Source organism: Methylobacterium sp., assembly GCF_028290105.1.
Taxonomy (GTDB): Bacteria; Pseudomonadota; Alphaproteobacteria; order Rhizobiales; family Beijerinckiaceae; genus Methylobacterium.
Window position 1 is genome coordinate 1 of record NZ_JAQGKL010000198.1, and the last position, 5,030, is coordinate 5,030.

Here is a 5,030-nt window from a genome sequence, read left to right on the forward strand (position 1 = left end):
ACGACCATGAGGGCCGGGTCGGATGCGGTGATCCAAGCGGCGAGCCGCCCCATGCGCGCCCGGACATTGTCCGCTCCCAACGGCGCATAGTGCAGAGCGTGCGGTCGCTCGGCCGCCCCGTCCCGCCCGTCGAAGGCCGAGAGCAGGCGGTCGTCGGGCAGGTCGAGGAGCGGGACGGTGGCATCGCGCGTGTCGATCTCAGCAAGCGTCCCGATCAGGGTCACCGGCCGGTCGAGGGCCTTCGCGATGAGGCGGGCTCGCTGCCAATGGCCGGCCCCTTGATGGTGGACGTAGTAGCCGATCGGCCGCCGCGTCATGCGACCCGCGCCATCCGCGCCTCGACGAGCATCGCGTGCAGGCCGGCCAGGGCCTCGTCGAGGGGCACCGCCACGGCCGTTGGGATTCCCTCGCCGATCCGCTCCTCCACCCGCTCGACCAGGGCGATGGCGTTCGGGCATCGAGCCGGCGCGATGGCGGCGATGTCGGCCGGTGCGAGGCCGAGTGCTTCCAAGCCCGCTTCCGGGCCGGAGCGATGCGAGAACGCGGCGGCGACCGAACGGCGACGCTCGATCAGCGCGCGCCAGTGCCGGGCCGGAGGCAGGTCGTAAGTCTCTGCACCGACGGCGACGCGGGCGCGCCGGCTCATCTCCGTGGCCATGCCGCCCTGGACGCGGCCGATCCCCCGGTCCGAGACGGCGACGGACACATGGGGACAATGCCGCACCCGCCCGCCGTGCCAGCGCACGCGCGAGACCAGGGCGTTGTCCTCGCCGCAGGCCAGCATCGGCAACCCGCCGACCTGACGATAGAGGTCGGCCCGCAGCCCGAGGCTTGCGGCAACGTGGTCGCCGTGGCGCGGCGCCGGGTCGTGGGCCGGGGGATCGAGTGCCTCCTCCAACGCGCGCACGGCCGACCAGTATTCCTCGATCCGCCGATGCAGGGCATGCAGGTTTGGGTCGTCCTGACGCTCGTCACCCTGCAGGACCAGGCGTCCGCCGACGAGTTCGGCCCCGCGCAGGGCGCGCAGGTTGGCCTGGACCCAATCGCTCGGCACGATCGCATCGGCATCGGTGCTGAGCAGGACAGCGTCCACGACGCCGTCCCGGATCAGCCAATCCGCCCCCGCATCGAGCGCCCGGCGCCGGGCGGTGCCCACATGGGCGTCCGGCGGCGCGATGGCCGCTTCCATGATGCGCAGGTCGAGGTTCGGGACCTCGCCCCTCCGCGCCATCGTCCGCAGGGTGGTGGCGGTGGCGTCGGTGCAGTTGTTGGCGAACACGACCACGCGCAGGCGCGCCCCGTCCCCGGTCCCTTCCTGACGGTCGAGGGATCGGATCAGGCGCGGGAGCGCTTCCACCTCGTTGCGAGCCGGGACGCAGATTGCGGCCCGGCCGAGGGACAGGTCCCGCTCAGGCATTGCTGACACGCGCGACGACGCGCGCCGCGGCGGCCCGCTGCAACTCGGTGTCGTAGAGGTCCTCGTAGCGCGCGGTCATGGTCGCGGCATCGAACAGGTGCTCGGCCCGGCGCCTGCAATCGGCGCGGTCGAGCCGAAGGGCGCGCGTTACCGCCCGCCCGAGATCGGCCACGTCGTCGGCCTCCGCCAGCACGCCCGAGCAGACGTCGAGGATATCGGGAATGGCGCCCCGGCGGAAAGCGGCGACGGGGATGCCGCAGGCCAGGAACTCGGCCAGGACGAGGCCGAACGGCTCCTCCCAGCGCGGCGTGCAGAGGGCGACATGCGCCTCGGCCACACGGCGGGCGAGGTCGTCGTGCCCGAGATGGCCGAGATAGGTGATGTCGTCGCCGAGGCGGGGGGCGATCTCATCGTCCCAATAGGCGGGATTCGAGCGCGGACCGGCGAATTTGAGCGGCAGACCCGCGGCTCGGGCCGCGTCGATGGCGAGGTGGGGGCCCTTCTCGGGAACCAGTCGTCCCATCCAGATCGCATGCGGCTCGCCCATCGGCGTCGCGGAATACTGGAATGCGCTGAGATCGATGCCGTTGCCGATGACGACGGGCTCGCCGATCAGTTCCTGCCATTCGCGCGCCAGGGACGGCGACACGGCGGCGAAGGTCATGTCCCGTGCCCGGGCGCGGACGCCGCGGACGAAGGGCTCGAACGGCGGCGTGTGCAGCGCGGTGACCATCGGCACCGCGAGTTCGCCCGCCCGAAGCAGCGGCAGGAAGTGCAGGCTGTTGTTGTGGACGACGTCGTAGTCCCCGGCCGCGACCGCATCCATGATCCGCGCATAGGCGCCGTTCTCGGCGGCATCGATCCGGGCCTCGGAGACGTCGTCGAAGGCGCAACCCGTGGGCGCACAGACCGGCACGAGGCCGAACGGCCCGTGCGATCCCTCGGACGCGTACAGCGTGACCGAATGCCCGCGAGCCTGAAGCGCGGATGCGAGCAGATGCGTGTGCATCTCCAAGCCTCCCGAGAACGGCTGGGCGATCGGGAACTTGAGATGCGCGATGATGGCGATCTTCACGGGATGCGGATCACGACGGTTCGAGGAGGGAAGGCACCGGGCATCGAGATCCGGACCTGTAGACGTCGCTCCTTATCGGGGGATCGACGCCAACATCTGGCCATCGCGATCCACAACACAACGTGAACAAATGAGAAGGAAGCCGCCGCTGGTGTACCACGGACGCGCGCTTCGCCGTGGCGGAGGGGCGGCCATGGTCCCGGGCCGATTCCAAGCTCCAGACGCTCGCCGAACGTCAGCAGCGTGGCATCCGCGACGTGCGCATGCGCTCGGCACGAGTCCAGCGAGGCCAAAACCGAAATTTCGACGGACAAGAAAATTTAGAAACCGTTCTTGCTTTGCGACACCTGCACATGCACCGGTGATTGTAAGGGCAATTCGGTATCAAGCATCACTATAGGAGTGTTTTCAGGTTTATAGATATTCTAAATTGGCGCAGTGCAAAAACCCACGTCGGTTTCTGCTTGTTGCTGCTGATTGATTTGCCGCACGGCGACCGCCGCATTCGATAAACGAGTTGTTTTCAAATTGAGTCCATAAACCCTGGGGGGCAAGGGACCGAAGCGACATGGGGCAAGGGGCCATCTACCTGCTGACGGACCGTCCCGACCGGAGTGCCGCCCTCGAAACGTTGATCAAAGGCATCGGACGCTGTGAGGTCGTCGCCAGCGGCGAGGATCCAGCCGCCGGCGTGTCACCGCAGGCCATCGTGTCCGACCTCACGCTCAGCCGTCGCGAGTCGGTGAGCCGCCTGCGGGCCTTCGTACCGCGTGGGAAGGCCACCGAGATTCCCCTGGTCTGCCTGTTGCGCTCGACCTCCGACCAGGACCTTCGAATTGCGCGCGATCTCGGCGCGACGGTCTGCTTTCCGGCCTACACCGCCCCCCACATCGTCGTGCAGGCCCTGATCGACCAGATCGCCGCCGTGGAGCCGGATCCAAGGGTCCAGCCCGTCGTGCAGGGTGTCAGCCAAGCGACGCAGGTATTGACCGGCCTCTTCGACAACGTCCGGGACGGTGGAACGGTCTCGTTGCCGCAGATCAATGCCGGACTCGACCCGATCCTCTCGGCGGTGCGCGAAGGCGGCCTGACCCGCTGGCTCGAAACCGTCTGGACCCACGACGACGCGACCTACCAGCACTGCTTGCTGGTGGCCGGCGTGGCGGCGCAGTTCGTGCTGCATCTCGGTTTCCGGACCGCGGATCGCGAGCACTTCGTGCGCGCTGCGCTGCTGCACGACGTCGGCAAGGCCCGGATCCCGCGCGAGATCCTGAACAAACCCGGCCGCCTCACCGCCGACGAGATGACGATCATGCGCACGCATCCCGTGATCGGCTACGAGATCCTGCGCGACAGCCAGTGCGATGCCGCCACCCTCGGCGCGGTCCGCCACCACCATGAGATGCTCGACGGGTCGGGCTATCCCGACGGTCTCGCGGGTGCCGAGATCAGCGACACGGTGCGGCTTCTGACGATCTGCGACATCTACGCGGCCCTGACCGAGCGGCGCTCCTACAAGCCCCCGATGCCCGCCCGCGAGGCCATGGTGATCCTGGAGAGTATGTCCGGCAAGCTCGAGATGACGCTGGTGCAGCGCTTCGGCGACGCGATGGTCGCCGCCTGAGGGCGAAGCAGACCGGCCGGCGCGGTGCGCCAACCGGTCTCTGAGGCTCTACTCCGCCGCGTCGAGGCGTGGACGCTCGACGGCCGTGCGCTCGCGCTTCACCAGTTCGGCGGTGAGGAAGGCCACTTCCAGGGCCTGCTCGGCGTTGAGGCGCGGGTCGCAGTAGGTGTGGTAGCGGTCGCGCAGATCCTCGGCCGTCAGAGCCCGGGCGCCGCCGGTGCACTCGGTGACGTCCTTGCCGGTCATCTCCAGGTGGATCCCGCCGGCCACCGTGCCCTCAGCCCGATGGACGCCGAAGAAGCCCTCGATCTCCTGCATCACGCGCTCGAACGGGCGGGTCTTGTAGCCGCCGGCCGAGATCGTGTTGCCGTGCATGGGATCGCACACCCAGACGACGTTGCGCCCCTCCCGCTTCACCGCCCGGATCAGAGCGGGCAGGTGTTCCCCGACCTTGTCGGCGCCGAAGCGGCAGATCAGCGTCAGCCGCCCGGCCTCGTTGGCCGGGTTGAGTTGGTCGACGAGCGTGATCAGGCCCTCGGGGGTCATCGAGGGACCGCACTTCAGGCCGATCGGGTTCTTGATCCCGCGTGCGTATTCCACGTGGGCGTGGTCGGGCTGGCGGGTGCGGTCACCGATCCAGAGCATGTGCCCGGAGGTCGCGTACCAGTCGCCGCTCGTCGAATCGACGCGGGTCAGCGCCTCCTCGTAGCCGAGCAGCAGGGCTTCGTGGCTGGTGTAGAAGTCCGTAGTGCGGACCTCCTGGTGCGTCTCTGGGTTGATGCCGATTGCCCGCATGAAGTCGAGGGTCTCGGTCATCCGCTCGGCGCAATCGGCGTAGCGCGAGGATTGCGGCGAATCCTTCACGAAGCCCAGCATCCAGCGGTGCGAGTTCTCGAGGTTGGCGTAGCCGCCGG

General features: G+C 68.6%; 4 protein-coding genes and 1 pseudogene. 1 reads left to right on the forward strand and 4 read right to left on the reverse strand.

Annotated features, from left to right (window positions below; translation table 11 throughout):
- The 3 genes and pseudogenes from JWQ05_RS14165 to JWQ05_RS14175 all read right to left on the reverse strand — a co-directional run.
- Positions 1-317, reverse strand: a pseudogene (locus JWQ05_RS14165) (glycosyltransferase); the annotation flags it as partial.
- Positions 314-1,417, reverse strand: coding sequence for a glycosyltransferase family 2 protein (locus tag JWQ05_RS14170; protein ID WP_299659385.1), 1,104 nt, complete (start codon positions 1,415-1,417; stop codon positions 314-316). The pseudogene JWQ05_RS14165 and the gene JWQ05_RS14170, both read right to left, overlap by 4 nt.
- Entirely contained in the window at positions 1,410-2,492 is a 1,083-nt protein-coding gene (locus tag JWQ05_RS14175; protein ID WP_299659388.1) for a glycosyltransferase family 4 protein, read from the reverse strand. The genes JWQ05_RS14170 and JWQ05_RS14175 overlap by 8 nt, the downstream gene beginning before the upstream one ends.
- A gap of 568 nt (positions 2,493-3,060) precedes the next feature.
- Here JWQ05_RS14175 and JWQ05_RS14180 point away from each other — a divergent pair.
- On the forward strand, positions 3,061-4,116 hold the full coding sequence (locus JWQ05_RS14180; protein WP_299659390.1) for an HD domain-containing phosphohydrolase: 1,056 nt from the start codon (positions 3,061-3,063) through the stop codon (positions 4,114-4,116).
- Between the two features lie 48 nt (positions 4,117-4,164).
- Here the strand turns inward: JWQ05_RS14180 and JWQ05_RS14185 are convergent.
- A partial coding sequence (locus tag JWQ05_RS14185) for a 3-deoxy-7-phosphoheptulonate synthase (protein WP_299659392.1) occupies positions 4,165-5,030 on the reverse strand: 866 nt, incomplete at its 5' end.